General features: G+C 57.6%; 27 protein-coding genes. 12 read left to right on the plus strand and 15 right to left on the minus strand.

Features of this window, described 5'->3' with window-relative positions:
• Positions 1-39: 39 nt before the first annotated feature.
• Entirely contained in the window at positions 40-276 is a 237-nt protein-coding gene (locus tag EL199_RS07240; protein ID WP_004140135.1) for a hypothetical protein, read from the minus strand.
• A gap of 192 nt (positions 277-468) precedes the next feature.
• Here EL199_RS07240 and EL199_RS07245 point away from each other — a divergent pair, with 192 nt between their 5' ends.
• A complete protein-coding gene (locus EL199_RS07245) occupies positions 469-2,613 on the plus strand; it encodes a S9 family peptidase (protein ID WP_004140137.1) in 2,145 nt (714 codons plus the stop codon).
• A 251-nt stretch (positions 2,614-2,864) separates the two neighbouring features.
• Here the strand turns inward: EL199_RS07245 and EL199_RS07250 are convergent, their stop codons facing one another.
• Both EL199_RS07250 and secB read right to left on the minus strand, forming a co-directional pair.
• Positions 2,865-3,857: an NAD(P)H-dependent glycerol-3-phosphate dehydrogenase gene (locus EL199_RS07250; RefSeq protein ID WP_004140139.1), complete on the minus strand. Its 993-nt coding sequence runs from the start codon at positions 3,855-3,857 to the stop codon at positions 2,865-2,867.
• A complete protein-coding gene (gene secB / locus EL199_RS07255; RefSeq protein ID WP_004140141.1) occupies positions 3,857-4,321 on the minus strand; it encodes a protein-export chaperone SecB in 465 nt (154 codons plus the stop codon). Before secB ends, EL199_RS07250 begins: the two co-directional genes overlap by 1 nt.
• Positions 4,322-4,477: 156 nt before the next feature.
• Here secB and EL199_RS07260 point away from each other — a divergent pair, with 156 nt between their 5' ends.
• Complete coding sequence (locus EL199_RS07260; RefSeq protein WP_004140143.1) at positions 4,478-4,702, plus strand: glutaredoxin family protein; 225 nt, start codon at positions 4,478-4,480, stop codon at positions 4,700-4,702.
• On the opposite strand, the gene EL199_RS07265 is transcribed toward EL199_RS07260, so the two are convergent.
• Positions 4,689-5,423 carry a tRNA pseudouridine(65) synthase TruC gene (locus EL199_RS07265; protein ID WP_004140144.1) on the minus strand — a complete coding sequence of 245 codons (735 nt, stop codon included), beginning with the start codon at positions 5,421-5,423 and terminating at the stop codon, positions 4,689-4,691. The two genes, EL199_RS07260 and EL199_RS07265, sit on opposite strands and share 14 nt — an antisense overlap.
• A gap of 257 nt (positions 5,424-5,680) precedes the next feature.
• Here EL199_RS07265 and frdA point away from each other — a divergent pair, with 257 nt between their 5' ends.
• From frdA to EL199_RS07290, 5 genes are all read left to right on the plus strand, one after another.
• The gene (gene frdA, locus EL199_RS07270; protein WP_040354595.1) at positions 5,681-7,453 is read left to right on the plus strand and encodes a fumarate reductase (quinol) flavoprotein subunit; all 1,773 of its coding nucleotides are present in this window, start codon (positions 5,681-5,683) and stop codon (positions 7,451-7,453) included.
• 13 nt (positions 7,454-7,466) lie between these two features.
• Positions 7,467-8,216: a succinate dehydrogenase/fumarate reductase iron-sulfur subunit gene (locus EL199_RS07275; protein ID WP_004140148.1), complete on the plus strand. Its 750-nt coding sequence runs from the start codon at positions 7,467-7,469 to the stop codon at positions 8,214-8,216.
• Between the two features lies 1 nt (position 8,217).
• The gene (locus EL199_RS07280; RefSeq protein WP_004140149.1) at positions 8,218-8,610 is read left to right on the plus strand and encodes a hypothetical protein; all 393 of its coding nucleotides are present in this window, start codon (positions 8,218-8,220) and stop codon (positions 8,608-8,610) included.
• Between the two features lie 10 nt (positions 8,611-8,620).
• Positions 8,621-9,037 carry a fumarate reductase subunit FrdD gene (gene frdD, locus EL199_RS07285; protein WP_004140151.1) on the plus strand — a complete coding sequence of 139 codons (417 nt, stop codon included), beginning with the start codon at positions 8,621-8,623 and terminating at the stop codon, positions 9,035-9,037.
• 136 nt (positions 9,038-9,173) lie between these two features.
• Complete coding sequence (locus tag EL199_RS07290; RefSeq protein ID WP_004140152.1) at positions 9,174-11,378, plus strand: TonB-dependent hemoglobin/transferrin/lactoferrin family receptor; 2,205 nt, start codon at positions 9,174-9,176, stop codon at positions 11,376-11,378.
• Between the two features lie 93 nt (positions 11,379-11,471).
• Here EL199_RS07290 and EL199_RS07295 read toward each other — a convergent pair whose 3' ends face one another.
• From EL199_RS07295 to EL199_RS07330, 8 genes are all read right to left on the minus strand, one after another.
• Positions 11,472-12,539, minus strand: coding sequence for a TerC/Alx family metal homeostasis membrane protein (locus tag EL199_RS07295; protein WP_004140153.1), 1,068 nt, complete (start codon positions 12,537-12,539; stop codon positions 11,472-11,474).
• Between the two features lie 152 nt (positions 12,540-12,691).
• Complete coding sequence (locus EL199_RS07300) at positions 12,692-13,354, minus strand: C39 family peptidase (RefSeq protein WP_126316043.1); 663 nt, start codon at positions 13,352-13,354, stop codon at positions 12,692-12,694.
• Positions 13,347-13,634 (minus strand): hypothetical protein, encoded by a 288-nt coding sequence (locus EL199_RS07305; protein ID WP_004140156.1) that lies wholly within the window; start codon positions 13,632-13,634, stop codon positions 13,347-13,349. The genes EL199_RS07300 and EL199_RS07305 overlap by 8 nt, the downstream gene beginning before the upstream one ends.
• Before the next feature lie 61 nt (positions 13,635-13,695).
• On the minus strand, positions 13,696-13,941 hold the full coding sequence (locus EL199_RS07310; protein ID WP_004140158.1) for a hypothetical protein: 246 nt from the start codon (positions 13,939-13,941) through the stop codon (positions 13,696-13,698).
• A 142-nt stretch (positions 13,942-14,083) separates the two neighbouring features.
• Positions 14,084-14,371: a hypothetical protein gene (locus tag EL199_RS07315; RefSeq protein WP_004140159.1), complete on the minus strand. Its 288-nt coding sequence runs from the start codon at positions 14,369-14,371 to the stop codon at positions 14,084-14,086.
• Positions 14,372-14,402: 31 nt separating this feature from the next.
• A complete protein-coding gene (locus EL199_RS07320) occupies positions 14,403-15,269 on the minus strand; it encodes a hypothetical protein (RefSeq protein WP_004140160.1) in 867 nt (288 codons plus the stop codon).
• A 172-nt stretch (positions 15,270-15,441) separates the two neighbouring features.
• Positions 15,442-16,383: an L-lactate dehydrogenase gene (locus EL199_RS07325; protein WP_004140162.1), complete on the minus strand. Its 942-nt coding sequence runs from the start codon at positions 16,381-16,383 to the stop codon at positions 15,442-15,444.
• 111 nt (positions 16,384-16,494) lie between these two features.
• The gene (locus EL199_RS07330; protein ID WP_232008272.1) at positions 16,495-17,343 is read right to left on the minus strand and encodes a YicC/YloC family endoribonuclease; all 849 of its coding nucleotides are present in this window, start codon (positions 17,341-17,343) and stop codon (positions 16,495-16,497) included.
• 122 nt (positions 17,344-17,465) lie between these two features.
• Between EL199_RS07330 and rph the strand changes: the two genes are divergently transcribed.
• Together rph and EL199_RS07340 are read left to right on the plus strand one after the other, a co-directional pair.
• A complete protein-coding gene (gene rph / locus EL199_RS07335; RefSeq protein ID WP_004140167.1) occupies positions 17,466-18,182 on the plus strand; it encodes a ribonuclease PH in 717 nt (238 codons plus the stop codon).
• 135 nt (positions 18,183-18,317) lie between these two features.
• The gene (locus tag EL199_RS07340) at positions 18,318-18,884 is read left to right on the plus strand and encodes a DUF2726 domain-containing protein (RefSeq protein WP_004140168.1); all 567 of its coding nucleotides are present in this window, start codon (positions 18,318-18,320) and stop codon (positions 18,882-18,884) included.
• 39 nt (positions 18,885-18,923) lie between these two features.
• Here EL199_RS07340 and EL199_RS07345 read toward each other — a convergent pair whose 3' ends face one another.
• Complete coding sequence (locus tag EL199_RS07345; protein WP_081447803.1) at positions 18,924-19,688, minus strand: pirin family protein; 765 nt, start codon at positions 19,686-19,688, stop codon at positions 18,924-18,926.
• Between EL199_RS07345 and EL199_RS07350 the strand changes: the two genes are divergently transcribed.
• On the plus strand, positions 19,604-20,269 hold the full coding sequence (locus EL199_RS07350) for a substrate binding domain-containing protein (protein WP_004140172.1): 666 nt from the start codon (positions 19,604-19,606) through the stop codon (positions 20,267-20,269). The two genes, EL199_RS07345 and EL199_RS07350, sit on opposite strands and share 85 nt — an antisense overlap.
• A gap of 79 nt (positions 20,270-20,348) precedes the next feature.
• On the opposite strand, the gene hemN is transcribed toward EL199_RS07350, so the two are convergent.
• Positions 20,349-21,731, minus strand: coding sequence for an oxygen-independent coproporphyrinogen III oxidase (gene hemN / locus EL199_RS07355; protein ID WP_004140174.1), 1,383 nt, complete (start codon positions 21,729-21,731; stop codon positions 20,349-20,351).
• Positions 21,732-22,105: 374 nt separating this feature from the next.
• Positions 22,106-22,459, minus strand: coding sequence for a DUF6463 family protein (locus EL199_RS07360; protein ID WP_004140176.1), 354 nt, complete (start codon positions 22,457-22,459; stop codon positions 22,106-22,108).
• Between the two features lie 89 nt (positions 22,460-22,548).
• On the opposite strand from EL199_RS07360, the gene EL199_RS07365 reads away from it, so the two are divergent.
• Both EL199_RS07365 and EL199_RS07370 read left to right on the plus strand, forming a co-directional pair.
• Positions 22,549-23,556 (plus strand): lipoate--protein ligase, encoded by a 1,008-nt coding sequence (locus EL199_RS07365; protein ID WP_004140177.1) that lies wholly within the window; start codon positions 22,549-22,551, stop codon positions 23,554-23,556.
• Positions 23,557-23,570: 14 nt separating this feature from the next.
• Entirely contained in the window at positions 23,571-24,017 is a 447-nt protein-coding gene (locus tag EL199_RS07370) for a TM2 domain-containing protein (RefSeq protein ID WP_004140178.1), read from the plus strand.
• Positions 24,018-24,022: the final 5 nt, after the last annotated feature.

Genomic DNA, 24,022 nt, shown 5'->3' on the forward strand with positions numbered 1-24,022 from the left:
AAAAGGCCGGGCAGTCCGGCCTTGTTGATGGACAGGCTTTTAGTGCAGGATGCGCTTGACCATGTTCTCCAGCGGCGCGATGAGATACGTGTCGCGCCAGATTTTCTCGCGCGCTGCCCAGCAGACCAGCCAAAGGATGATAAAGAAGATGAAATGCGCGCGGGCGACGGTGAGCCAGACGGTGAGGCTGATCGCCCATGCCCAAGGATAATTGGCATAGTAGCGCGGGATGAGAATGCAGACGACGAGGAAAGCAATGATAAGGATGGCGTGCATGGAAACTCCGGTTGCGTAAAAACGGGCGCAAGGATAGCGCTAAACCGGGATTTGCGCCAGCGGGGCGGTATACATCAGGCGGCCCCATTTGCCGCTACCGTCAGGCACGGGCGCGGGCAAGATGCAGCGGCGGCTTTTTAATTGCCACCACCCGCTATATCATGCGCCCCTCATTTCCACCACGAGGCAACCATGCACCTCAACCCCCTCCTCCTCACCCTGGTACTGACCATGACCACCCTCCACGCCCAAACCCCACCCGATGTCGAAAAACGCCCGCATACCGTCACCTCGCCGCATGGCGAACGCCAGGACGAATACTACTGGCTGCGCGACGACGAACGCAAAGACCCGCAGATGCTCGCCTATCTCAACGCGGAAAACGCCTACGCCGACGCCGTCCTCGCGCCGCTGCAAGCACAGGAAGACAAGCTCTACGACGAAATCGTCGCCCGCATCAAGCAGGATGACAGCTCCGTACCGGAGCGCGACCGCGGTTACTGGTACTACACCCGCTTCGAGACCGGCAAAGATTACCCCGTCCACGCCCGCCGCGCCGACCGCGTAGGGCTGGACGCCGTCAGCATCCAGGCGGCGAACAACAGCGGCGATTTTGTCGGCGAAGAAATCCTGCTCAACGTCAATGCGCTCGCGGAAGGACACGATTACTACAGCGCGAGCATGGTGGACATCAGCAAGGACAACCAAAAAATGCTCTGGGCGGATGACACCAATGGCCGCCGCCAGTACACCCTGCGCGTCACCGACCTCGCGAGCGGCAAGCGCCTTGCCGACGAAATCCCCGGCACCAACGGCGATGCCGTCTGGGCGGACGACGGCCAGACCTTCTACTACATCGAAAACGACCCCGACACCCTGCTCAGCAAACGGGTGAAAAAACACACCCTCGGCAGCGACCCGAAAACCGACCCCGTGGTGTACGAAGAAGGCGACGACAGCTACTACCTCGGCGTCGGCCGCACCCGCGACGAAAAATACCTCACCATCCACGCCAGCAGCACCGTCTCGGACGAACTACGCTACACCCCGGCGGCAAACCCCGGCGAATTCAAAATACTGACGCCGCGCGAGCGCGACCTCGAATACGATGCCGACCACTACGGCGACCGCTGGATTATCCGCACCAACGCCGACGGCGCGCGCAATTTCAAACTCATGACCGCGCGCGACGACGCCACCGCCCGCGCCGACTGGCAAGAATGGATTGCGCATGACCCGGCGATATACATCGAATACTTTGAAACCTTCGCCGACTACACCGCCATCGGCGAGCGCTCGGACGGCCTCGACCGCATCCGCATCGTCAAAAAAGACGGACAAAGCGAATACCTGAAAGCGGACGAACCCGCCTACACCATGGGCATCTCGTCCAACCCGGAGCCGGACAGCGACTGGCTGCGCTACAGCTATACCTCGCTCACCACCCCTGCCATCGTCTATGAAACCAACATCAAAACCGGCGAACGCCGCCAGCTCAAACAACAGCCCGTACCCGGTTACGACGCCAGCAACTACACCACCGAGCGCGTCTGGGTCCCGGCACGCGACGGCACCAAAATCCCCGTCTCCCTCGTTTACCGCAAAGACTTCAAACGCGACGGCAGCGCCGCCATGCTGCAATACGGCTACGGCAGCTACGGCGCCTCGATGGACCCGGCATTTTCCGCCAGCATCATCAGCCTGCTTGACCGCGGCATGATCTACGCCCTCGCCCACATCCGCGGCGGCCAAGAAATGGGGCGCGCCTGGTACGAAGACGGCAAACTGCTGCACAAAAAAAACACCTTCACCGACTTCATCGACGTTACCCGCTGGCTGGTCGCAGAAAAATACGCGGCCAAAGACCGCGTCGCCGCACTCGGCGGCAGCGCCGGCGGCCTGCTCATGGGCGCAGTCGCCAACATGGCGCCGGAAGACTACCGCGTCATCCTCTCGCAAGTGCCGTTCGTGGACGTCGTTACCACCATGCTCGACCCCAGCATCCCGCTCACCACCAACGAATACGACGAATGGGGCAACCCGGAAGCGAGCGCGGAAAGCTACGCCTACATGCTCTCCTACTCGCCCTACGACAACCTCAAGGCACAGGCGTATCCGGCGATGTTCGTCGGCACCGGCCTCTGGGACTCACAAGTACAATACTGGGAGCCGGCGAAATACGTTGCCCGCCTGCGCGACGTCAATACCGGCAAACACCCCGTCATCCTGCGCACCAACATGGAAGCGGGACACGGCGGCAAATCCGGCAGATTCCAGCGCTACCGCGAAATCGCCGAAATGTACGCCTTCATGCTGGAACAGCTCAACGCCAAATAAACCGAAAACGCCCCACAAGGGGCGTTTCTTTTGTGTTTCTCCGATCCGCCGCTCAGAGAGAGGCTTGTTCATCGAATTATCAACAGTCTCTAAATAATGGGCGGATGTGTTCGAACTGTTCGCGACGGATGTCGCTGGGGTATGCTTTTCTCATCCTGTCATGTACGCATTTCTGGAGAAACTTTAAACAGGCTCTTAAAAGGGCGGTTATGCTTGTGCTTAACCGCCCGTGTGTCAGTAGTGTTCGTTGTTCAATGCCGCTCTTGTTTGATGTTGCGGGCGAGCAGGCTGGCGAAGGTGTCTTCGAGGCTGCGGCTGCCCGCGAGCATGTGGTGCAGGTGTTCGGTGATGGGCATGCGGATGCCGTGTTGTTGGGCGAGCGCGTAGGTGTCGTGCGTCGCACCTTCGCCTTCGACGACCTGGCCGATGGCAGCCTTGGCCGCTGCCGCGCTTTCGCCGCGTCCCAAGGCGAGGCCGAAGCGGCGGTTGCGTGATTGGTCGTCGGTGCAGGTGAGGACGAGGTCGCCCATGCCGGCAAGGCCGGTCAGGGTTTCTTCTTGGGCGCCGAGGGCGGTGGCGAGGCGGGTGATTTCGCGCAGGCCGCGGGTGACGAGTGCGGCGCGGGCGTTGGCGCCGCAGCCAAGGCCGTCGGCGATGCCTGTGGCGATGGCGATGACGTTTTTCACCGCGCCGCCAATCTGGATGCCGGTGAGGTCGGTGCTGGTGTAGCAGAGGAAGTTGCTGCCGTGGAAGTAGCGGGCGAAGGTTTGTGCCAGCGCGTCGTCGCGGGCGGCGATGGTGACGGCGGTGGGTTGGCCGACGGCGACTTCTTTGGCGAAGCTGGGCCCGGCGAGGATGGCGTGCGGGTGTTCGCCGAGGGTTTCCATGAAGACGTCGGTCAGCAGGCGACCGCTGCCCGCCTCGAAGCCTTTGATGGCCCACATCAGCGGGGTTTGTTGGATGTGCGGTTTGAGGTCGGCAAGAAGACCGGCGAAGGCGCGGCTGGGCACGACGGCCAGGACGAGTTCTGCCGCCCGGACGCTCGCCGCGAGGTCATCGCTGATGGCGAGGTTGGGCGGCAGGGGGATGCCGGGCAGGTAGCGGCTGTTTTCGCGGTTTTCGGCGAGCGCCGCCGCGTGTTCGCGGCGGTGTGCCCAGAGGGTGACGTCGTGCTGGTTGCGCGCCAGTTGTAGCGCCAGCGCGGTGCCCCAGCTGCCCGCGCCGAGGACGGCGATGTTGGCCATTATTGGACGGGCTGGTCGGCCTGTTGTGCCGCTTCTTGCAGGCGCTGCTGGTACATGAGGTCGAAGTTGATCGGTTGCAGGTAGAGGTTGGGGAATCCGGCGCGGTTGATGGCGTTGCTGATGCCTTCGCGGGCGTAGGGGTAGAGGACGGTCGGGCAGTAGACGTTCAGCGCGTGGTGCAGTTGTGCGTCCGGCAGGCCGCTGATTTCAAAGATGCCACTTTGCGCGACTTCCACCAGGTAGATGACGCGCTCGCCGTCTTTGGCGGTGACGGTCAGGCGCAGTTTGATGTGGTAGTAGTTGTCTTCCGGCAGTTTGGTGATTTCGTGGGCAACGCCGAGGCTGATTTCCGGGTTGAGTTCCTGCTGGAAGATTTCCGGAGCGTGCGGGACTTCAACGGACATGTCGCCCGCGTAGAGTTTGCGGATGTCAAGGACGACGGGGGTTTGTTGTTCTTCGCTCATGGGGTACTCCTTTTAAGTATTAGGGCGAGGGTTTTGCGGCGCGGTTGCGTCGCAGGTGATTTGCGGGCGTCATTGTACGGTTTCAACCGCTGCGGGCAAACTTTTGTTGTGGCGGGCTGGGCGGCGCGTTAGGCTGGTGCTTTTTGGGGAAGATTCATGCGTTATCGCCTGTTTGTCCGCTTGGGGTGTCATTTGTGTACGGATGCTTTTGCCCTGCTCTGCGAGATGGGGGTCGAGGTGCAGCGTGTCAATATTGACCGCGAGCCGGCGCTGCGCGCGCAGTATGATCTGCTGGTGCCGGTGCTGTTTGATGCCGAGGGCGACCGCGAGTTGTTGTATCCGTTTGATGCGCAAGCTGTGCGGCGCTTTATGGCGGGTTGATGTTCAATGTGAGCGCGGCGGCAAGTTGCGCCCAGTGCGCGTCAAACGGTGCGCGCAGGTCAAGCGGCGCGCCCGTGTGCGGATGCGGCAGTTGCAGGCGACTGGCATGCAGCATCAGGCGCAGCGCTCCGTAGCGTTCGCCGAGAACGCGGTTCTGGCGGTTGTCGCCGTGCGTGGTGTCGCCAATGATGGGATGGAAAATGTGTTTCAGGTGGCGGCGTAGCTGGTGTTTGCGCCCTTGCAGCGGCCGCAGTTCGGCGAGGCTGTAGCGCGAGGTGGGATGTTTGCCATCGCTGGCAAAGGGCAATTCGCTGCGCGCCAGGCAGCGGTAGCGGGTGAGTGCTTCCTGCGGTGGTTTTTCGCGCTGCCGGTTGCGGTCGGCCATTTTGTCCGGCAGATAGGCAAGCGGGTAGTCAATCTCGCCTGTCTCCGCCAACCAGCCACGGACGATGGCGTGATAGGTTTTCTCCAACCGCTGCTGTGCAATCAGCTCGCCAAGCAGGCGTGCGGTCGTCGGGTCAAGCGCGAGCAGCAATACGCCGCTGGTCGGGCGGTCAAGACGGTGTGCCGGATAGCCCTTGAGTCCGGTTTGTTCTTGCAGGATTTGCAGCACGGTTTCGTCTGCGTACCGCTCCAGCGGGCTGCGGTGGACGAGCAGCCCCGCCGGTTTGTTTACGGCGATGAGGTGTGCGTCGCGGTAGAGGATGGGGAGGGTAGTCATGGCGATATGATACGTTTTTTCGCGATACAGGCGGGATGTGAACCGTTGTGACCCGAACCACAGCTATTCACAGCGCAACTTCGCTGAAAATGCCGCTTTCTTGTGGGATTCACTGGTGCAGGCAATGAAATCAGAACTTTTCTTGTTCTCATAACAGGCTATTTTTATTCAGGAAAAACTGCAATTCCCTGCTGACGCTGCGGGCTTTCATGTTAAAATGCCCACAATTCAACAAGAGGCATAACAAGAGGTACTTTATGGATATTATCCAGTCCGATGTAGCCATCATTGGCGCCGGAGGCGCGGGGCTGCGTGCCGCGATCGAGATCGCTCGCAGTGCACCGAACGCTAAAATCTCCCTAATTTCAAAAGTCTATCCGATGCGTAGTCATACCGTCGCGGCGGAAGGCGGCTCGGCCGGGGTAGTGCGCGAAGATGACTCGCTGGAATATCATTTTAACGACACCGTTTCCGGCGGCGACTGGCTGTGCGAGCAGGACGTGGTGCAATATTTCGTCGAACACGCCACGGAAGAAATGATTCAAATGGAGCACTGGGGCTGCCCGTGGTCGCGTCTGCCTGATGGTCGCGCCAACGTGCGCCGTTTCGGCGGGATGAAAATCCCGCGCACGTGGTTCGCTGCCGACAAGAGCGGCTTCCACATGCTGCACACGCTGTTTCAGACCTCGCTGCAATTCCCCAACATTGCCCGCTTGGATGAACATTTCGCGCTGGATTTGATTGAATCCAAAGGCGAGCTGCACGGCGTACTCTGCTACGACGTACAAAACGGTGTGCTGCGTGCGGTGCAGGCGAAATCCATCATCATCGCCACCGGCGGTGCCGGGCGCGTTTTTGCCTTCAACACTAACGGCGGCATCGTCACCGGCGACGGCATGGCGCTCGCTTACCGCCACGGCGTGCCGCTGCGCGATATGGAATTCGTGCAATATCACCCGACCGGACTGCCCGGCTCCGGCATTTTGATGACCGAAGGTTGCCGCGGTGAAGGCGGCATCCTGACGAACAAGGACGGCTACCGTTACCTGCAGGATTACGGCTTGGGGCCAGAAACGCCCATCGGCGAGCCGAAAAACAAATACATGGAGCTCGGTCCGCGCGACAAACTCTCGCAAGCCTTCTACCATGAATGGAAGGCAGGCCGCACCATTGATAACCCGCGCGGCGCAGTGGTCAATCTTGACCTGCGCCACCTCGGCGAGGCCTACCTCACCGAACGTCTGCCGTTCATCTGCTCACTTTCCAAAAAATTTGTCGGCGTTGATCCGGTAACTGACCCCATTCCGGTACGCCCGACCGCGCACTACACCATGGGCGGCATCGAAACCAATGCCCGCTGCGAAACGCGCATCAAGGGGCTGTTTGCCGTCGGCGAATGCTCCTCCGTTGGTCTGCACGGCGCGAACCGCTTGGGTTCGAACTCGCTCGCCGAACTGTGCGTCTTCGGCAAAGTCGCCGGGGAAGATGCGTGGAAACATGCCAGCAGCGCCGGGTACTTCGCCAGCAAGGAACAATTTGCGGCGATGGCAGAAGCCGCGTGGAAACCGTTTGCCGAATTGAAAAACCGCACCGGCGGCACGGAAAAACCCAGCGCCATCCGCAAAGAGCTGACGACGATGATGGAAGCGGAAATCGGTATCTACCGCAGCGCCGAGAACAGCGAACGCGCCATTGCCAAGCTGAACGAACTGAAAGCGCGCTACGAAAAAGTCCGTGTCACCGACCACAGCGACACTTTCAACACCGACTGGCTGACGACCATTGAGCTCGGTTACCTGCTGGATGTCGCGGAAACCATGATTTACTCCGCCGAAAGCCGTACCGAATCGCGTGGTTCGCACCAGCGCCTCGACTATCCGGAGCGCGACGACGACAAATTCCTCAAGCACACCCTCGCATTCCGCCGCGATGGCGAAAAACCGGAAATTGCCTACAGCGACGTCTGCATCACCAAATCGCAACCGGCGAAACGGGTGTACGGCGCAGAAGCAGAAAAGGCAAACCACTAAGAGGCAACCCGTCATGAGCAATAAAATCCGAATTAACCTGATGCGTTACCGTCCCGACGAGGACGAAAAACCCTGGGCGCAACCCTTTGAAATCGAATGGACACAAGACATGTCCATCCTCGATGCCCTTGACCTTCTCAAAGGCGACTTTGATCCAACCATTGCCTACCGCTGGTCCTGCCGCATGGAAGTCTGCGGCTCCTGCGGCATGGTGGTAAACGGCGAGCCACGCCTTGCCTGCTCCACCTTCGTCCGCGAATTTGCCGACGTTGGCGAAATCACCATCGGCGCGCTGGACCAATTCCCGATTGAAAAAGACCTGGTCGTTGACCTTGACCCGTTCATCAACAAACTGAACGCCGTCAGCCCCTTCATCATCACCAAAAACCCGCGCGCGCTTGCCGAAAAAGAGTACCTGCAAACTCCGCAGCAGCTGGCGAAATTCAAGCAGTACACCATGTGCATCAACTGCATGCTCTGCTACCAGGCCTGCCCGCAAATCGGCATCAATGCCGACTTCCTCGGCCCGGCGGCGATAGCCCTCGCCCAGCGCTACAACCTGGATAACCGCGACCAGGGCGACAAACAGCGCTTTAGCGCGCTTAACGACGAAAACGGCGTCTGGCCATGTACCTTCGTCGGCGCCTGCTCCAACGTCTGCCCGAAACACGTTGATCCGGCAGGCGCCATCCAGCAGGCCAAAGCCGCCGCCGTTCCCTACTGGGCGGCAAGCATGGTGACCAAGGACAAAAAGGAGGCATGACATGGCACGCAAACCCTACATTCACAAACAACCCGATGGCTGGTACAAAAAAAACAGCTTCTACATCTGGTACATGCTGCGCGAAGCAACCAGCCTCACCACCGCCATCACCGCCCTCAACCTCTTCTACGGCATCGCCTGTCTCGCTGGCAGCCAGGAAGCCTGGATGGGCTGGATTGCCTGGCAGAAAAACCCAATCATGTTCCTTTTGAACCTCGCGGGCATCGTTGGCGCGCTGCTCAACAGCAAAACCTGGTTTGAGGCGATGCCGAAAGCCATCCGCATCCAGCGCGGTGAAAAATTCCTGCCCGATAACGTCCTCATCCGCGGCGCTTGGGGCGCTTGGGGGGGCGTACTCGTCATCCTGCTGATTATCGTCGCCTGGCTGGCATAAGGAGCATCCCATGAGTGAGAACATGAGCGAAAAAACGGCAAACAAAACCTACTGGTGGCGCTTCAACCACGAACATGCCCGCCATACCCGCCACTTCAAGCCGATCTACTGGGGACTCTTCTCCGTCGGCGGCACCATCGCCGCACTGGCACTCGCGCCGATTATCATCGTGCTGTCCATCGCCTTGCCCTTCGGCTGGCTCGGCAGCCCGGCGGAGTTCTACCAAAGCATCCACGGCTTCGTTGCCAATAAATTCGTCTATCTCGTCCTTGCCGGCGTGATTTTCGCGATGATGTGGCACGGCGTGCACCGCTTCTATTACCTGCTGCACGACCTGCACTACCACATCGGCAACCGCTTCCGTAACGTCTGCTACCTCGTCACCATCGCCATCTTTGCGCTGACCCTGTACGCAGGTTGGTTCTGAACCACTTTGAACAAAAATAAAAGCGCGGCTCCGGCCGCGCTTTTTCATGCCCGTGCAGTAGAAATTAAAACTAAACAAGATTGATGTTCATTTGTTCGTAACCTAAAATCTCCGCAACATCAACCGGAGACCTACCATGCTCCAACGCACTGCACTCGCCTGCGCCATCCTCGCCGCGCTCACGCTGCCCGCTTTCGCACATGATCGCGATGAATCTGAAACACTTGCGCCAATTACCGTCAGCGCCGCACGTGAAGATTCGCCGCTGGCCAAACTGGCGAATAACATTACCGTCACCCGCGAAGCCGAAATGCAGAAAAACCTCAACAGCAGCGTCGAAGAAGCACTGGAAAACACCCCCGGCGTCAGCTTTGACGGCAGCGGTCGCTACGGCCTCTCCGACATCACCATCCGTGGCGTCTCCGGCAACCGCGTCAAAGTGCTGGTTGATGGCCAGGAGATCAACAGCCAGTTCAGCTTCGGCCCGTTCCAAAACGCCGGGCGACAATACATGGACCTCAACAACGTCAAACAATTGGAAGTCATCAAAGGGCCGGTTTCCTCGCTGCACGGCTCGGATGCCATCGGCGGCGTGGTCAGCCTCGTCAGCAAAACCCCGGATGACTACCTGCAAGACGGCCAGCGCATCGGCGGCACCGCCTTCAGCCAATACAGCGGCAAAAATCACGGCATCACCGCAGGCGGGGCAATCGCCGTCGCACCCAGCGAACAATGGGACGGCCTCATCAGCTACACCTACAACCACGAACACGAAACCCAAAACCATGGTGGTCGCGCCATCGCTGGCGCCGCGCGCACCACGCCCGACCCGCAGCGCGACCACAGCCACAGCGTCGAAGGCAAACTGCGTTACAAACCCAACGCCGACCACACCATCACCTTTGCTGCCAGCGCCTATCAGAAGCACCGCGACACCAACGTCCTGAGCAGCCTCGACAACAGCATGAACCTCTACCGTTACGACGACTACCAGGGCAAAGACAAACAGCAGCGCACCGCCGCTAGCCTGCGTCACGACTTTACCCTTAACCAGCCCGTGGCCGACAGCGGCTACTGGCGCCTCTACTGGCAAAAACAGGATTCCAGCCAGAAAACCCTGATGGACGGCCTGATGCTGCGCGGCGGCGAAACCGCAATGCAGCGCTATCGCAAATCCGACTACCAAATGCGCGACCTGGGTGGTGAAATCCAGCTCAATAAAGTCATTGACGGCAGCGTGCGGCAAAACTGGATTTACGGCGTGAACTACAGCCACAAAAACGTCGATATGCGCCGTCACACCCGCGATACCTACGGCGGTCGCCCAAGCAGCGCTTACGAAAAAAACGCGCCGGACTCCAGTATCGACCAGCTCGGCATCTTCGCGCAGAACCGCATCAGCTTTGGCGCAAGCGGCTTCAGCCTCATCCCCGGCGTGCGCTACGACCACTACCGCTTAAACGCCAAACCCGACCAAACCTTCTGGAATACCGTCGGCAGCGGCTACCAAGTGCGCGATTACCGCGAAGGCCAACTCTCCTGGCGACTCGGCGCGCTCTACGATATCGGCGACAGCCATACCCTTTACGCCAACTACGCCGAAGGCTTCCGCGCGCCTGCCTTCAACGAAACCAACCTCGGCTTTGAAAACGCCTCGCAGGGCTACAGCTACATCGCCAACCCCGGCCTCAAACCCGAAAAAAGCCGCGGCATCGAAATCGGCTGGCGGAGCGACAACGGCATCCTCAAACACGACCTTAGCGCCTACTACACCCGCTATCGCAACTTCATCCAAAGCCAGACCAATATCGGCCGCGACCCGCAAAGCGGTCTCATCGCCTTCAGCAGCGTCAACCTGCCAAGCGCCGAAATCTACGGCGTTGAACTTGCCAGCGAACTGGACATCGGCGCGCTCAACCCGACACTCAACGGCCTGACTGGCGACCTCGCCCTCGCCTGGGCAGACGGCAAAAACCGCAGCAAACACACACCCATTACCAACCTCTCGCCATTTTCCGGTCACATCGGCCTGAATTACGACAAAGACGGGCGATGGGGGATTGGCACCCGCTGGCGCTTTGCCATGAAAAAAGCCGACAAAGACATCGACAATGAAGGCGTGCGCAGCCCGCTCAAAGGCAGCGGCGGCTACGGTATCTGGGACATCACCGGCTACTACCGTCCGACAAAAGGCCTGACCGCCCGCGCGGGTGCCTTTAACATTCTCGACAAAAAATACATCACCTGGGGCGAGGCCAAGGGACTTGCCGACGACATCAGCCGCGAACGCTACAGCGCTCCTGGGCGATGGTTCAGCGCCTCATTGCGCTACGACTTCTGAACAGCAGACGAAAAAAACCGGCGATAAACGCCGGTTTTTTTATATACGATTTTATTTATCCAGATGTAGCATGGCATGGCGCCATCACCTTACTTACCCTTTGCCTTTCTCTGCCGGAAAAATAAACGAGGCGACGACACCTGCGGCGAGTACGACCAGCACCACAATGAGCGAAGCCAGCGGCGAAATATCAAGACCGTGGTGCATCAGATGATTCGTCGCAGACAGCGCCAGCTTGGCAGCGATGAAAAAGAGCAGAACGATGACCGCTTTTTCGAGGTGGACGAGATACCCTTTCAGCGCTTCTAGTACAAAATACATCGTCCGCAAACCGAGAATGGCGAACATCATCGCGCTATAAACAATAAGCGGCTCGCGCGAGACGGCAATGACGGCCGGGACGCTGTCGAAAGCGAACATCACATCAGAAAGCTCAATAACGGCAAGACAGAGCAAAAGCGGGGTGGCGACCCAAGCACCCGCTTTCATCGCCTGCGGATGACTAAGCTCAGGATGCTTGGCATCTTCGCCGGCAAGTTCCAGGTGTTCGCCCGGATTCTTGGCCTGCGCGTCAGCGAGTTCCTGCGGGTTCAGAAAAAAATTGTGTCCGTAAAGGCGCGGCCAGACGGGGAAAAAGCGGTGCACGAGGCGATAGGCGAGGTGTTCGGAGTAGTCTTCGATCTCATCATTGTCGTCGCCGCTTTTTAACATCATGACCGCCGTCCAGGCGACGATAAGGGCGAAGACAATTTCCACATACGGACCCAGCGCGAGCAGGCCGGTGCCGATCGCGACGAAAATCAGACGGAAGATGATGGCGCCGATAATGCCCCAATAAAGCACGCGGTGGCGGTAACCTTCTGGCACCTTGAACCAGCTGAAGATGGCCATCATGACAAAAAGATTATCGACGGAAAGCACCTTCTCCAGCGCGTAACCGGTGATGAACAGGCTCGCCGCTTCGCTGTCGTGATGCCAGCCGAGGTAGCCTGCAAAAGCGAGCGATACGACAATCCAGAACACCGTCCAGAGCGAGGCGCTTTTCAGGCTCATCGGCTTGTCGCTGCGATGGGCGTAAAGGTCAATGACGATGGCGCCAACAGCGAGAATAATGAAGACGGCGACAGTTTCAATGGGGAAGCCGAGGTGATGGTTTGGCATGGGAGTCCTTGCGGTGATTGGGGCGCGCATTATAGGCGTTTTCAGGACTGATTTTGGTCAAGTTTTGCAGAAAATGCCGCAGGTGAATCGTAACCCCGGATTGGGTGCGCATACGAAAACGGGCATCAATGATGCCCGCTATACCTGTTGTTTCAATAGTGTGATGGCATTTGCTCAAATACCATGCTTTGCCGGGTACTGCGTTGCGGCGTGCGGGTGAAAAAATCCGTTTTGGCGGTGAGGGGACGTGATTTGTCCGGGACGATGGCAAGGATTTTGCCGCTCAAATGGCTGTCACGGGTTTTCCAGGCATCGAGAAACTGCGCGCGGCTTAGGGAAACATGCCCCAGCGATGGGTCGGCCAGCAGCACGGTATCACCATCAATGCCGTACAGCACGGAGAAGTGGTCGTTGTTGCGATAGCGCAGATAGACGATGACCGGCGCGCGCAGTTGCTGTAATTGCTCAAAGGAAACGGCATAGCCTTCGGCACGGAATCCCAGTGACGGCATGATTTTCTGCATATCGGCAAAGGAGGCTTTGCCTTCCTCATGGGCTTCTTTGTGCAACAAATCCAGGATTTCCCGCTCGCTATAATTCAATCCGTATTGGCGGTTAAGCAGGGTGGCAATGGAAGACGCACCGCAGGAGTAATCTTTGTCTTGCTTGGTGATCCCCGCATCGCGCAGAGTTTTCCAGCTTTGGACAGCGGGTAATTCTGGTGTGGGTGCGATGTGATCAAGAAATGGAGTAATTGCAAAGGCCGAGTTTCCTAGTAGCAGGAGAAAAAAGTAACGGTTGACTACGCTATTCATGTTTATCTTGATCACCTTTATTTTTCCTGAACAGCTTTTTTAAAGATATTTTTTCATCACCATGAAATTTAATAAGATGCCCCATAGTACCAAATATTAAAGATTCTAATATATATATTAATAACATCATTGGATCTCTTTCGCCATCCCAGAAAGCACCAAGAATAAATATTGTTATACCAACAACAACCAAATAAATAATTTTTGATCTATACGGTTTTTTTATATCACCAATTTGGGAACAGCAGATTATCATGGTAATAAGAAGAATAGGGTTCATGTTATTTTCCTGTACGGGATGACTTAATAAAGTCATCCCGTATTTTTATTTAAATTAAATGTCAGAAATCGTAATTATTTTCTGGCATTGGCGGGGAAGGATTAGAAGGAGCTGGAGTAGGATCAATATCCTGACGGATTACTGTGTTATAATTTAAATCATTGTATGCTCTATAAGTATGAATATCTTCTTCGTTAACCCCTGACTGCTCAAAGGATTTATCAGAGATATGGAAATCCTGATAGTGGTGATTAGTCGGGTTGGCATAATTAAGCGTTTTAGTAACAAATGCACCATTAGCGCCCATAACGACTTTTCCGATACCCGTCAAACCTTCAGCGGCACTTAAACCTCGACCAACAGCACCGCCAAGAGCACCAACACCAGCCGCATATGCAGTAGAACCAACAGAAGCGGGTTGTCCCGTTTCTTTATAGCTTTTATAGTGGTTAGTCCAAGCATTTATAGCTGCACCTCCTAATGTCCAAGCAACCTAATGTCCAAGCAACCCAGGCAAGTGGAGCAAAGGCTCCTTCCGTTTCCCGCATTTCCTGCGGACTCAAAGCAGCAAGGTCAATAGAATTATCAAAGATTTGGCGGTCGATGGCAACCACTTCTTCCTGTACCGGAGCGGGTTTATGCTTGTGTTTGCCGTGTTTGGCAGTTTTTGCATAAACAGACAGCGGGGTTGCAGTTGAAATCCCTACGATGAGGGCACTAATTACCAGTTTTTTCATGGTGTTTCTCCATATTTTTTACAGGGTTACATCAAAATCGGTGCTGAAGTGCAAGGGTGGCATTAGCGCCGGAATCCCCGGAGAGATTCCATTGCACATCAGCACTGAGTGATGTTTGGTTTGAAAAGGCATAACCGACGCCGAGGGTGGCGTGGGTGCTGCTTTCAAATGCGTTGGCTTTTTTACTACGGATGCGGTCGCCTTGCCGCCCTGTCCATTGCAGGCGGACATTAAATGAGGTGCGGTCATTGGCGGCAAAGGAGACACCGGGACGGATAATCCAGTAGTTACCGGGACGGCGTTCGGTGCTGTTGTTGAAGTTGAAGCGGTAGCCGGTAGTGATTGAGAAAACGACGGGATCAATGGCTTTATACGCTGAGATTCCGGCAAACCAGGAGCGGCCGTGAACATTCTTGCCACGAATTTTCTCAACGACAGAGGTTTCCAGTTTGGCGGTCAGCATAGGATTTTTACCATCACGTAATAAAACCTGATTCACGCCAACAGTAATTTCTGACAGTTCGTTATGGTTACGGGAGGAGTAGTTGCCGTTTTCGTTGTAACGGTTTTGCCGCCAAAGTGCGCCAACCCCGGTGTAGATTTCGGTATTGACACTCAAGCCATATTGGAGATTGAGGTTGGAATAGAGAACGTCGCTATTTTCACGCCCGTTGTGCAAGCGTCCGGGGATTTCAATAGTGGTATTTTGCGGGGTGAGGAAGCGGGTGGATGCGCCTTGGCGGTAAACGTCGCTGCTGCTGTTGAAATAGGTGAGGGATGCGCCGATTTTGAGGTGGTTTTGTTTGGGGGCGATGTTTTCCAGACTAAGCGGTAAGTCGGCATAAACATCTGCGGCGAGGAGAAAAAACGGGAAGGCGAAAGCGTTTTTGAATTTCATGCGATGCTCCAAATGAGATTGTGGGCATCTTACAATCGTTTTTTTTTTGTCAATAGATTAATAAATTATTATTTAGAATCAGTTTGTTATATAACATTTTAAGTCGGTGTTTAAAATGCAGGTATAAAAAACGGGCATCCTGCGATGCCCGTTTTTTGTTATTGCGCTGCAATCAGAGGCAAACCAGTTTGCCGTCTTTCAGCACGCCTTCTTGCGCGTCGTAAAGCACTTGCGCGCTGTGCGAGAGGGCGACGCTTTCGTCTTTGTTCAGCGGCGGCATCAGGGTTTCCAGGATGCCTTTGCGCCCGATGAGGCGCGGCAGCGACAGGCAGACGTCGTCAAAGGCGCAGCCGCCGGAAGCGGTATAGACGGCGTGGCGGTCGTTGATGATGGCATCCGCCAAGCTGTTCACCGCGATGCCGATGCCGTAGTAGGTGGCGTGTTTGCCGGCGATGATGGAGAGCGCGGCGTTGCGCACGTCGTAGGCGATGGCGTCCATGATTTTGTCGTCCCAGGGGATTTTGCGCTCGCGCATGAAGGTGGCGACCGGCATGCCGGCAATCAGTGCGCTGCTCCAGCACATGACGGAGGAGTCGCCGTGTTCGCCCATGACGTAGGAGTGGACGTAGCGCGCGTTCACTCCGGCGCGTTCGCCGATGAGCTGGCGGAAGCGGGCGCTGTCCAAAATGGTGCCGGAGCCCATGACCAAAGACGGCGTCGGGTGCAGGGCGCGGGCGATACTGGTCATGATGTCCACCGGGTTGGAGACCAGCAGCACCACGGCATCGGGCGCGACTTCGACGATTTGCGGCACGATGCTGGCGAGGATGGCGGCGTTGCGCGCGAGCAGGTTCAGGCGCGATTCGCCGGGTTTTTGGTTCGAGCCGGCGGCGATAACGACCAGCGCCGCGCCTTTGAGGTCGGGATAGTCGCCGGCGTAGGCGCGCACGCCCTTGGCAAGCGGTGCGCCGTGGGCGATGTCGGCAGCTTCGGCCTTGGCGCGCGCTTCGTCGCGGTCAATCAGCACGATTTCGCTGCAAGTGCCGTTTAGCATCATTGCGTAGGCGGCGGTGGCGCCGACGAATCCCGCTCCGATAACTCCTACTTTTGCCATGGTGTTTTCTCCTGTTTTTTGGGTTGAAAGAGGGTAGTTGATGTTTTGCTGTCGTGAGGGCAGACACGATATTTCTGCCCTCACCCCTCTCTCCAAGGGAGAGGGACTTTATTAAACGAGGTTCTGCACTTGTTCCCGCATTTGTTCGATGAGGACTTTGAGTTCGACCGATGCCTGGCTTTGCGCGTTGTCGCCCGCTTTGGAGCCGAGCGTGTTGGCTTCGCGGTTGAATTCCTGCATGAGGAAGTCAAGGCGGCGGCCGATGGCGCCATCCTGTTGCAGGGTTTTGCGCGCTTCCTCGATGTGAAAGCGCAGGCGGTCAAGCTCTTCCTGGATGTCCATTTTGGCGAGGATTTGCGACAGCGCCTGTCCGGCAACGGCGGGGTCGGCCTCGTATTGCAGGGCGCGCAGGCGCTCTTGCAGGCTGGCGGCGGTTTTTTCCTGTAATTGCGGCAAATCTGCGACGACGCCATCCAGCACCGCGCTCATGCTGTCCAACCGCGCGCCCAGCACGGCGGCGATTGCCGCACCTTCGCGTTCGCGCATGGCGAGGAAATCGGCAAGGGCGGCGTCAAAGAGGCGGAGTACGGCGGCGTCCAACGCGTCTTCGCTGTCGTGTTCTTTGACGAGAACGCCGGGCAGGGCGAGCATGTCGCTCCAGGTAGGTTTGCTCAATGCGCCACACGGGTCGGCGTCGCTAAAGCGGGCCATCCAGGTACCGAGCGTAACGGTGTCAATCCGTTGCGCGCTGCTCTCGCCAAGGGCTTCGACAAACAGCCAGACTTCAACTTTGCCACGTGCGACCGCCGCTTGCAGGCGTTCGCGGATGACGCCTTCGAGATGGCGCAGGGTGTCGCCCATTTTGACCTGTATTTCGAGGAAGCGGTGGTTCACCGATTTCATTTCGACACTGATGCGCCACCGGGCGGTTTCTTCGGTGGCGCGGGCAAAGGCGGTCATACTCTGTCGCATGGGCAATATCGCAGTAAGAAAAGACGCGGGCATGATACGCCCTTTTGCCGGAAAACACAGCGCGCAGCCGCTATAATGCGCGCCCTCGCTACATTACTAAAGGAATCATCATGCGCGCCAGTAACCGCCGCCCCGACCAGCTTCGCCCCGTCAGCATCGAACGCGGTGTCAATAAATACGCCGAAGGCTCGGCGCTTATCCGCTGCGGCGACACCCACGTGCTCTGCACCGCCAGCGTTGAAGAAAAAGTACCGCCCTTTCTGCGCGGCAAAAACCAGGGTTGGGTGACGGCCGAATACGGCATGTTGCCGCGCGCCACCCATGAGCGCACCGTGCGCGAATCCGCCCGTGGCAAACAGCAGGGGCGCACCGTGGAAATCCAGCGCCTCATCGGCCGCTCGCTGCGTGCGGTGGTCGATTTGACCGCGCTCGGCGAACGCGCCATCACGATTGACTGCGACGTTCTCCAGGCAGACGGCGGCACGCGCACCGCAGCGATTAGCGGTGGTTTCGTCGCGCTTGCCGACGCCATCCGCACCCTTATCCAACAGGGACGTCTCAAACAAAACCCGCTGCACGGCCAGCTCGCCGCCGTCTCCGTCGGCGTGTACCGCGGCACGCCGCTGCTCGATTTGGAATATGCCGAAGACAGCGAAGCCGAGACCGACATGAACATCGTCATGAACGATGGCGGCGCGTTCATTGAAATCCAGGGCACCGCCGAAGGCCACGCCTTCCGCCACGAGGAAATGCAGGCAATGCTGGCGCTCGCAGACAAAGGCATCCGCGAAATCATGCAGGTGCAAAAGCAAGCGCTGGGGTTGTGAGCCGTTGGCTTTCCCGCAGTGAGCGAAAAGAAGCGCGTTATTCTGCACGGCTATAAAAAACGCCATCCGGCATAATTCTCGCCCCCCAAAAAGTCGCCTTACCAGGCGGCTTTTTCATAAACCCAAGGAGGTTGCATGCAATTCCCCGTCATAATTACCGGCATCAGTATTTTTCTTTTGCTTGGCATATTCGGCATGGTCCGGCAACAATGGCGTGCGCAAAAAAGAAAACGTTTCAAGAAAACGCAGGCGGAGGAAAATCTGCGGATTGTGCGGGAAAACCGCTATCAGGCGAAAAAGATTTGTAATGCCAATGAGCGGGCAGCATATACCGCCGCCTGTGCCGTGATATGGGAGCGGCAACGCAAGGAGCGGGTATTCGTGCAGGTGTCATTAGGCGAAATTATCATGCATCCGCATGGTCGCGTGCATGCGGCGATTAACAGCAAACGGGTGGATTTGTTGGTGACAGATGAGCAGTTCAATGCGCTAATTGCCATTGAGATTGATGGCAGCGGGCATCATCTCACCAATTACAGTCATATCAATGATGAGGGAAAAACTTTGGCGCTGCGCTCGGCTGGGATTCCGCTATTACGCGTTGCGGCGCGGCAGGATAATCATGAGGATATCAAGCGACAAGTGCGGAAAGGTTTGGAGCAGTTTTTTGCCAAGCGGGTCAATGGAGAATTTATGAAATAAATAAATAAACAAAGGCGGACGGGTGTCCGCCTTTGTTTTTTAATGTAAGCCGCCGAATTTGCCGCTGTTGAAGTCCCGGATTTTTTCCATGATTTCTTCGCGGGTGTTCATCACGAAGGGGCCGTAGGCGGCGATGGGTTCGTCAATCGGCACGCCGCTCAGGAGCAGCAGCTTGACGGCGTCACCTTCGGCGCTGATGCGGATGCTGTCGCCGCTTTCATTAAAGGTGGCGAGTTCGCTTGGCCGCAGCAGGTCGCGGTCGTTGATGCGGGCGGTGCCGCGCAGGGCGACGAGCAGCAGGTTGTGGTTTTCCGGCACCGGCAGGCTCATCGCGCCATCCGCAGGCAGGTCGATTTCCCACATGTTGAGTTCGGTGTGGGTGTGCGCCGCGCCGTTTGTGCCGTCAAGATGGCCTGCGATGAGGCGCACGTTGCCGTCGCCGCGGGATACGACCGGGATGTCCGCCGCTTTCAGGCTTTGGTAAGCGGGGGCGATGTTTTTCTTCGCCGCGGGCAGGTTCACCCAGAGTTGTACCATTTCAAACATGCCGCCCGTTTTGCTGAAGGCTTCGCTGTGGAATTCTTCGTGGACGACACCGTTGCCGGCGGTCATCCATTGCACGTCGCCGGTGGCGATGGTGCCGCCGTTGCCGGCGCTGTCGCGGTGGGCGACTTCACCTTGCAGGGCGAGGGTGACGGTCTCGAAGCCGGCGTGCGCGGATGATGCTGGATTGCGCCGAACAGGCAGTTGGCAGCGTGCGGCAAAGTCTGGACGCGCCGCAGGGTGTGCTGCGCCTGTCGGTATCGGTGGAAATACAGCGCGCGCTGCTGGAGCCGCATCTTGCCGATTACCTGCGCCGCTATCCGGATGTGGCGCTGGAAGTGGTGATGGACAATCGCCGCATCAGCCTGATTCAGGACGGTATTGACGTCGCGTTGCGCGTCGGCGAACCGGCGCAGGACGACGTCGTCGCACGCCATATCGCTTCTTTTGCCTTCGGCCTCTACGCCAGCGCGGATTACCTCGCCGCCCGTCCGCCGCTGGAAACGCCGGAACATCTGGCGCAACACCCGCTGCTGCACAAATTCGACGGCGCCGACGCGCTGCTGCGCCGCGGTATCGAGCGCTATCACCTACGCGCGAAAAAGCGGGTCAGCGCCAACGATGCCTTTCTCCTCGCGCGCTTGGCGGCGGCAGGGGAGGGCATCGCGCTGTTGCCGGATTTGCCTGCGCTCACCGCCGGGCTCACGCGCGTTCTGCCGGAATGGGCGACGGAAGCGCTGCCGCTGCACGCGCTTTATTACAAGAACCGCGGCTTCGCGCCGACGGTACGCAGTTTTATTGACTGGCTGGCGGCAGTCGCGGGGCAGGGCAGGGCGGTGTGAGGCAGTTATAGCGATCCATGCTTGGCGTGTACCGCGGTAAACAGCGGATATGAGAAATCGGGCATTGCCCGATTTTTTATCAAATGACTTTGGAAAAGCGTTTGCTGTTTTCCGCTTTGTGCAGATAGGCGTCAAAGACCATCGCGATGTTGCGGATGAGCAGGCGGCCGAGCGGGCGCACCTCGAGGCGGTCGCCGTCGATTTTGATGAGATCGTCAGCGGCAAGCGGTTGCAGCGCCTGCCATTCGCGCGCGAAGTAGTCGGCGGCGTTAATTTGCCAACGCGTGCTTACCGCCTTGAGGTCAAGGTGCAGGTTGCACATGATTTCGGTGATGACGTGGTGGCGGATGCGGTCGTCACGCGAGAGTTCGATGCCGCGCAGTACCGGGATGCCGCCGTTGTTCAGCGCCTGGTAGTAGCGGCTGCGCGCTTTTTCGTGCTGGCTGTAGCAGCCGTCGAGCATGCTGATGGCGCTGATGCCGAAGCCGAGCAGTTCGCAGGTGGAGAAGGTGGAGTAGCCCTGGAAGTTGCGGTAGAGCGTGCCTTCGCGCTGGTGGCGGACGAGGCTGTCGCCGGGCAGGGCGAAGTGGTCGAGGCCGATGAATTCGTAACCGCCGTCGGTGAGTTGTTCGATGGTCGCTTGCAGCAGTTGCAGTTTGGTCGGCGCGTCGGGCAGGTCGGCGGCGTTGATTTGTTTCTGCGCGCCGAAGATGTGCGGCATGTGCGCGTAGTTGAAGACGGCGAGGCGGTCGGGGGCGAGTTCGCGGATTTGTTCGAGGGTGCGGCTGAAGGTGCGCACGGTTTGCAGCGGCAGGCCGTAGATGAGGTCGGCGCTGATGCTGTGGTAACCGGCGTCGCGCGCGGCGGCGATGGTGTCGCGCACGTGTTCAAAGCCCTGGATGCGGTTCACCGCCTGTTGTACCGCCGGGTCGAAGTCCTGCACGCCGAAGCTGACGCGGTTAAAGCCCAGCTCGCGCAAAAAGCGCAGGTCGTCCGGGCTGACGGTGCGCGGGTCGATTTCGATGCTGTATTCGCCCGTATCATCGGCGGCAAAGCGGGGGAAATGTTCGTGCAGCATGGCGAGCAGGCGGCGCAGCTGCGTGTGGTTGAGGAAGGTCGGCGTGCCGCCGCCGAGGTGCAGTTGGATGACGCGGCGGGACGGGTCTATGTGCGCCGCCTGGCGGGCGATGTCGCGCTCCAGCTGGTCGAGGTATTCGTCGGACTGGTCGTGGTTGCGGGTGATGATTTTGTTGCAGCCGCAGTAGTAGCAGACGTGTTCGCAGAAGGGGATGTGCACGTAGAGCGAGAGGTCGCGCGCGGCGGCGTTGCCCGCTTCGAGGTGGCGGACGTAGTCGGCGGCGGTGAAGCGTTCGTGGAATTCGACGGCGGTCGGGTAGGAGGTGTAACGCGGGCCGCTTTGGCTGTATTTGCCGATGAGTTCGGCATCGAAGTATCGGGTCATGGCGGTTAGTGGTAGGAAAAACGGCGCGATTGTAGCAGCGCGGCGCGGCGGTGGCATTGACCTGGGTTGGCAGGCAAAGAAAATGCCGGAAAACCGCTGGAACGTTCGGGGCGCCAATTGCCCCGCATGTCCAGCGCGCTTTCCGACGGCGAGATTCTAGCATTTTGTCAAGGCTGTTAGGGACTGTTGACAATTGAGACATCCCCCTCCCCCGCAGGGCGAAGCCCGCAGCGGGGGAGGCGTATTTTGAACAGACACTGACGCTAAAGCGCAACCCGTGGCGAAGAAGCGCCGTTTCCATTACCCGCGCAAAACCGCAAGATCCGTCCGGTTGCTGCCCGCATAATGCGCGCAAAGGAGAACCCATGCGCCACCTAGCTGCCGCATTTGGCGACGACAAAGGCGAGCGCAAGGGCGAGCAGCAGTAACGGGCCGCCTTTGGGAAAGAGCAGGGCGATACCAGCGGCGAGTGCGAGCAGGGCGAGGATGGGCGGCCAGCCGAGGCGGTTGGCGTCGGCCAGTTGCCAGAAGGTCAGGCCGATGAGCATCAGCGCAAAGCCGGCGACGATAAACCAAAGGAAGGCGAAGGTTTGTGCGTCGCCGCTGTGTACGCTGTTGAAAATGCCGCCGTCACGGATGCGCCGCAGCGCTTCGTGCATGGTGAGCAGGGCGAGGGTGTTGTGCAGCACGCCGGTGGCGATAAGCGCGAGGGAGAGGATTTTCAGCACGGGAATCTCCGGCAGGTTAGTCGGGGCTTTATGGTATAGAATTGCCGCCTATTCATCATGAGAATGCCAACTTTTTGTGGAGATTTTTTATGCGATTTGTCGATAACCAGGAAATTACCGATCCGCGCACTAATATTGCGCTGGAGACTTATTTGGTGGAGAACCGCTTGTGCGATGAGCCGCTGCTGCTGTTTTATATCAATGAGCCGTCGATTATTATCGGCCGCAATCAAAATACGGTGGAGGAAGTCAATCAGGCGTATGTGGATGCACACGGTATTCATGTGGTGCGGCGGATGTCTGGTGGTGGCGCGGTTTATCATGATTTGGGCAATTTTTCTTTTTGTTTTATTCAGGATGAGAACAGTCTTTCGCGCGATTTTTCTGTGTTTACCAAGCCCGTCATTGAGGCTTTGCATCAAATGGGGGTTGCCGGGGCAAAGCTCGAAGGACGCAATGATTTGTTGATTGACGGCAAAAAGTTTTCCGGCAATGCAATGTATGTGAAAAATGGCCGCATGACCGCGCATGGCACGATTCTTTTTGATGCGGATTTGGATGCGGTGACGCAGGCGTTGAAACCGCGCGCGGACAAGATTGAGTCGAAAGGGATTAAGTCGGTACGCAGCCGCGTCACCAATATCAAACCGTTTGTTGCGCCGGAATATAAAAGCCTGACGACGCGCCAATTCCGAGATGCGCTGTTGTTGTATATTTTTGGGGTGAAAGACCGCGCGCAGGTGCCGGAGTATTTTTTGACGGATGCGGATTGGGAGAAGATCGCGCAAATCCGCGCCGAGCGTTTCGCCAACTGGGACTGGAATTATGGCAAGTCGCCCGCGTTTAGCAGCGAGCGTTATTGCAAATTCCCGCAAGGGGCAGTCGATTTTCGCTTTAGTGTGGAGCGCGGGGTGGTTCAGTCGCTCAAAATTTATGGCGATTTTTTTGGCATGGGCGATATTGCCGATGTGGAAAAATGGTTGACCGGCATTCCTTACCGCCGCGAAGCGGTCGAACTTGCTTTTAAGCAGTTTGATGCGCGCCATTATTTTGGCGGGATTGAGGCGGAGGCGCTGGTGGATTTGTTGGTTGGTTAATAAAAGGAGTCAATATGCGAGGCACTATTTTGGATTATGATGGGAATACGCAAAAAGGGCTGATTTCCGGCGACGATGGCAACCGCTATGTGTTTGCGAAAAATGAATGGCGCAGTCATGTCCAGCCGCAAGGTGGTCAGCGCGTCGATTTCACGCCTGCGGGTGAGCGTGCGGGGGATATTTATTATCTGGAACGTCCGTTTTCCCTGACGTCTTCAAAAAGGATTCCGGCGGTGGTTTTTAGTCTGTTATTGGGCGCCTTGGGTATACACAAGTTTTATTTGGGCTATACGCAAGCGGGCATTATTATGCTGCTCTGCACGATTCCCGGCGTGCTATTGTTTGGCATTCCGACGATTATTGTGGGCACTATTGCTTTGGTAGAGGGCTTTATTTATGCCTGTAAATCCGATGAGGAGTTTGAGCGTATTTATGTGCAGGGTCGCAGGCCTTGGTTTTAATGCGC

It is taken from the genome of Cardiobacterium hominis (assembly GCF_900637305.1).
Taxonomy (GTDB): Bacteria; Pseudomonadota; Gammaproteobacteria; order Cardiobacteriales; family Cardiobacteriaceae; genus Cardiobacterium; species Cardiobacterium hominis.

Excerpts from the sequence above, each read along its gene's own strand:
- EL199_RS07315 (WP_004140159.1), bottom strand. The coding sequence starts at position 14,371 with ATGAAAAAACTGGTAATTAGTGCCCTCATCGTAGGGATTTCAACTGCA.
- frdA (WP_040354595.1), top strand. The coding sequence starts at position 5,681 with ATGGATATTATCCAGTCCGATGTAGCCATCATTGGCGCCGGAGGCGCG.
- EL199_RS07240 (WP_004140135.1), bottom strand. The coding sequence starts at position 276 with ATGCACGCCATCCTTATCATTGCTTTCCTCGTCGTCTGCATTCTCATC.
- EL199_RS07310 (WP_004140158.1), bottom strand. The coding sequence starts at position 13,941 with ATGGGCGCTAATGGTGCATTTGTTACTAAAACGCTTAATTATGCCAAC.
- hemN (WP_004140174.1), bottom strand. The coding sequence starts at position 21,731 with ATGACCCGATACTTCGATGCCGAACTCATCGGCAAATACAGCCAAAGC.
- EL199_RS07265 (WP_004140144.1), bottom strand. The coding sequence starts at position 5,423 with ATGACTACCCTCCCCATCCTCTACCGCGACGCACACCTCATCGCCGTA.
- EL199_RS07340 (WP_004140168.1), top strand. The coding sequence starts at position 18,318 with ATGCAATTCCCCGTCATAATTACCGGCATCAGTATTTTTCTTTTGCTT.
- EL199_RS07330 (WP_232008272.1), bottom strand. The coding sequence starts at position 17,343 with ATGACCGCCTTTGCCCGCGCCACCGAAGAAACCGCCCGGTGGCGCATC.
- EL199_RS07370 (WP_004140178.1), top strand. The coding sequence starts at position 23,571 with ATGCGAGGCACTATTTTGGATTATGATGGGAATACGCAAAAAGGGCTG.
- EL199_RS07290 (WP_004140152.1), top strand. The coding sequence starts at position 9,174 with ATGCTCCAACGCACTGCACTCGCCTGCGCCATCCTCGCCGCGCTCACG.
- EL199_RS07295 (WP_004140153.1), bottom strand. The coding sequence starts at position 12,539 with ATGCCAAACCATCACCTCGGCTTCCCCATTGAAACTGTCGCCGTCTTC.
- EL199_RS07250 (WP_004140139.1), bottom strand. The coding sequence starts at position 3,857 with ATGGCCAACATCGCCGTCCTCGGCGCGGGCAGCTGGGGCACCGCGCTG.
- EL199_RS07260 (WP_004140143.1), top strand. The coding sequence starts at position 4,478 with ATGCGTTATCGCCTGTTTGTCCGCTTGGGGTGTCATTTGTGTACGGAT.
- EL199_RS07325 (WP_004140162.1), bottom strand. The coding sequence starts at position 16,383 with ATGGCAAAAGTAGGAGTTATCGGAGCGGGATTCGTCGGCGCCACCGCC.
- EL199_RS07280 (WP_004140149.1), top strand. The coding sequence starts at position 8,218 with ATGGCACGCAAACCCTACATTCACAAACAACCCGATGGCTGGTACAAA.
- frdD (WP_004140151.1), top strand. The coding sequence starts at position 8,621 with ATGAGTGAGAACATGAGCGAAAAAACGGCAAACAAAACCTACTGGTGG.
- EL199_RS07320 (WP_004140160.1), bottom strand. The coding sequence starts at position 15,269 with ATGAAATTCAAAAACGCTTTCGCCTTCCCGTTTTTTCTCCTCGCCGCA.
- EL199_RS07245 (WP_004140137.1), top strand. The coding sequence starts at position 469 with ATGCACCTCAACCCCCTCCTCCTCACCCTGGTACTGACCATGACCACC.
- EL199_RS07300 (WP_126316043.1), bottom strand. The coding sequence starts at position 13,354 with ATGAATAGCGTAGTCAACCGTTACTTTTTTCTCCTGCTACTAGGAAAC.
- secB (WP_004140141.1), bottom strand. The coding sequence starts at position 4,321 with ATGAGCGAAGAACAACAAACCCCCGTCGTCCTTGACATCCGCAAACTC.
- EL199_RS07365 (WP_004140177.1), top strand. The coding sequence starts at position 22,549 with ATGCGATTTGTCGATAACCAGGAAATTACCGATCCGCGCACTAATATT.
- EL199_RS07275 (WP_004140148.1), top strand. The coding sequence starts at position 7,467 with ATGAGCAATAAAATCCGAATTAACCTGATGCGTTACCGTCCCGACGAG.
- EL199_RS07305 (WP_004140156.1), bottom strand. The coding sequence starts at position 13,634 with ATGAACCCTATTCTTCTTATTACCATGATAATCTGCTGTTCCCAAATT.
- EL199_RS07350 (WP_004140172.1), top strand. The coding sequence starts at position 19,604 with ATGATGCTGGATTGCGCCGAACAGGCAGTTGGCAGCGTGCGGCAAAGT.
- rph (WP_004140167.1), top strand. The coding sequence starts at position 17,466 with ATGCGCGCCAGTAACCGCCGCCCCGACCAGCTTCGCCCCGTCAGCATC.